Here is a 2,885-nt window from a genome sequence, read left to right as displayed (position 1 = left end):
ATGGAGAATGGCATTAAAACGAGCAGGTATCAAAAATTTCCGATTCCATGACTTACGTCACACATCGGCCAGCTGGTTAATTCAATCCGGGGTTCCATTATCTGTTTTACAAGAAATGGGAGGGTGGGAATCGATAGAAATGGTTCGTAGGTACGCCCACCTTGCACCATGCTATCTTAGTGAACACGAAAAAAACATTGATACCATTTTTGACGATTGCGTCCCAAAATCGTCCCAGTTAATAAAACCAGAAGCAGCACATGGATGCTAACTCCTTATTTTAATTGGTGGGTCGTACAGGATTCGAACCTGTGACCAATTGATTAAAAGTCAACTGCTCTACCGACTGAGCTAACGACCCTATTACCTATTAATAGCAAAACACAGCATAAATAATTTAAACAAATAATGCTTTATTTTTTGGATGAATGGTGGGCGATACCAGATTCGAACTGATGACCCCCTCCTTGTAAGGGAGATGCTCTACCAGCTGAGCTAATCGCCCGTCGTGATGGAGGTGAATTATAGGGATAGTTCAGCATGAGTCAACGGTTTTTCTAAAGAAAATATCCGTTCGTTGCAAAATTAAGCAAGATGCACAAAATATTATCGACGCTAAATAATATTTATTTAAACTTATTTAATCTAGCTCCTATCAGCATAAATTAAGCAGTTTTACCATTATAGCTGGGCGACTTTAAAATGATTACAAATAATTACTCTATATCAGTAAATTTATACTGGAGAAAAACATATATTTTGTAATCAAAATTAAGACGCTTAGCTGTAAATTAGCAAAATAAAGTATCATTATCGCGCTAACAGCATTGAGGAATTAAGTTGCAGTGATAAAATGACCAACTGTAAATTTATCACTAGACTAGATTCGATATAAAAAAGATCATTAAGGCAATCTAATGAATAAAATAAAAACCCGTTTTGCACCAAGTCCAACCGGTTATCTTCACGTCGGCGGTGCTCGTACCGCATTCTATTCATGGCTTTATAGCCGACATAATAACGGAGAGTTTGTCTTACGTATTGAAGACACCGATCTTGAGCGTTCAACACAAGAAGCCATTGACGCCATAATGGATGGAATGAACTGGTTAAGTTTAAATTGGGATGAAGGTCCTTACTATCAAACTAAACGCTTCGATCGTTATCATGCAGTTATCGATCAAATGCTTAGTGCGGGGACAGCTTATCATTGTTACTGTTCTAAAACACGGTTAGACAATTTACGAGAAGAACAGATAGCTAGAGGCGAAAAACCACGTTACGATGGCTGTTGCCGCTCGCATGCTCATAACCATACACCGAATGAACCTCACGTAGTGCGGTTTCGCAACCCCCAGCAAGGCTCTGTTATTTTTGAAGACCAAATCCGTGGCCCAATTGAATTTAGCAATCTTGAGCTAGATGATCTTATTATACAGCGCACCGATGGCTCTCCTACCTATAATTTCTGTGTTGTTATTGATGACTGGGATATGAAAATCACCCATGTGATTCGTGGTGAAGATCATATTAATAATACCCCACGGCAAATTAACATATTAACCGCTCTCGGTGCGCCAATACCTGTATATGCGCATGTTTCAATGATCTTGGGTGATGATGGTAAAAAATTATCTAAGCGTCATAGCGCAGTTAGTGTCATGCAATACCGAGATGACGGTTATCTACCAGAAGCCTTATTAAACTATTTGGTTCGTCTCGGGTTGTCCCATGGTGATCAAGAAATTTTTAACCGCGAGGAAATGATCAGTTATTTTTCCTTAGATGCAATTAATAAATCCGCCAGTGCCTTTAATACTGACAAATTATTATGGCTAAATCATCATTATATCAATTCATTACCGGCAGAATATGTTGCTACTCACTTAGCATGGCACATTGAACAGCAAGGTATTGATACCCAAATTGGACCAAGCTTAGCAGATTTAGTTAAGCTTCTCGGTGAACGTTGTAAGACCTTAAAAGAAATAGCCAGTTCATGTCGCTATTTCTATCAGGATTTTGCTACATTCGACGGCGACGCCGCTAAAAAACATTTACGCCCGATAGCGCGCTTACCATTAGAAACCGTACGGACAAAATTGGCGGCTATTAGCAACTGGACATGTGAAAATGTTCATCATGCAATCGAAGCAACGGCTAAAGAACTGGAAATTGGGATGGGTAAAGTAGGTATGCCTCTGCGGGTCGCTGTGACAGGAGCAGGTCAATCACCGAGTGTTGATGCCACTGTACATGCCATTGGCCAAAATCGTTCATTAAAACGCATTGATAACGCTTTTATTTATATTAATGAGCGTGAAAATAGGGTTAGCGAATAAAATTAACTTAGCATAACGGCACATTTCACTATGTCTTTTTTCTTCACACTAAGCTGTATGAGCATTTTTTCAACGGTTAAACACTATTTTCTTATTAATCGATTGACAGTCTTATTCAGCTTGCATATTATACGCCCGTCCAATCCACTTTGTGTAGGGGCTATAGCTCAGCTGGGAGAGCGCTTGCATGGCATGCAAGAGGTCAGCGGTTTGATCCCGCTTAGCTCCACCAAATTTAAATTCCAGCCGGTTTAGGCTTAATCAATATTAAGCCCCATTATTGACTATAAATGCTTTAGTGGCTTAACTAAGTTGTCTAGCCCTTTCACTTTCACTGTTAACGTCATTTCGATTAAATAATCTAGTCCTCCTTGAGGAAATTTACCTTTACGTGAAAACCAAAGTAAATATTCTTCGGGTACATCAATCAAAACCCGTCCTTTGTATTTATAGCTAAGCGACTTAATTTTGATGACATTATTTATATGAGCTATTCAATTGATTTTAGACGTAAAGTGATATTTACGATGGAAGAAGAAGGGT

Annotated in this window: 3 protein-coding genes and 3 tRNA genes; 3 read left to right on the top strand and 3 right to left on the bottom strand. The window is 39.0% G+C overall.

All coding sequences use genetic code 11. The features are described 5' to 3' along the window. A partial coding sequence (locus tag ARSQ2_RS10670; RefSeq protein ID WP_181995285.1) for a tyrosine-type recombinase/integrase occupies positions 1-271 on the top strand: 271 nt, incomplete at its 5' end. Positions 272-285: 14 nt separating this feature from the next. Here the strand turns inward: ARSQ2_RS10670 and ARSQ2_RS10665 are convergent. Together ARSQ2_RS10665 and ARSQ2_RS10660 are read right to left on the bottom strand one after the other, a co-directional pair. Next, positions 286-361: transfer RNA gene (locus tag ARSQ2_RS10665), tRNA-Lys, on the bottom strand. Positions 362-429: 68 nt separating this feature from the next. Continuing rightward, positions 430-505 (bottom strand) — tRNA-Val (locus ARSQ2_RS10660). A 412-nt stretch (positions 506-917) separates the two neighbouring features. On the opposite strand from ARSQ2_RS10660, the gene gltX reads away from it, so the two are divergent. Together gltX and ARSQ2_RS10650 are read left to right on the top strand one after the other, a co-directional pair. Then, the gene (gene gltX / locus ARSQ2_RS10655; RefSeq protein WP_181995284.1) at positions 918-2,342 is read left to right on the top strand and encodes a glutamate--tRNA ligase; all 1,425 of its coding nucleotides are present in this window, start codon (positions 918-920) and stop codon (positions 2,340-2,342) included. 156 nt (positions 2,343-2,498) lie between these two features. Next, positions 2,499-2,574 (top strand) — tRNA-Ala (locus tag ARSQ2_RS10650). 52 nt (positions 2,575-2,626) lie between these two features. On the opposite strand, the gene ARSQ2_RS10645 is transcribed toward ARSQ2_RS10650, so the two are convergent. After that, positions 2,627-2,836, bottom strand: a complete 210-nt coding sequence (locus ARSQ2_RS10645; protein WP_181995286.1) for a putative quorum-sensing-regulated virulence factor — start codon at positions 2,834-2,836, stop codon at positions 2,627-2,629. Positions 2,837-2,885 lie beyond the last annotated feature (49 nt).

Origin of the sequence: Arsenophonus endosymbiont of Bemisia tabaci Q2, from assembly GCF_902713415.1 — a bacterium.
Lineage (GTDB): Bacteria > Pseudomonadota > Gammaproteobacteria > Enterobacterales > Enterobacteriaceae > Arsenophonus.
Note: the sequence above shows the minus strand (reverse complement) of the source record. Positions and strands in the feature narration are given on the sequence as shown.

Coding starts and splice junctions, on each gene's coding strand:
- gltX (WP_181995284.1), top strand. CDS start 918: ATGAATAAAATAAAAACCCGTTTTGCACCAAGTCCAACCGGTTATCTT.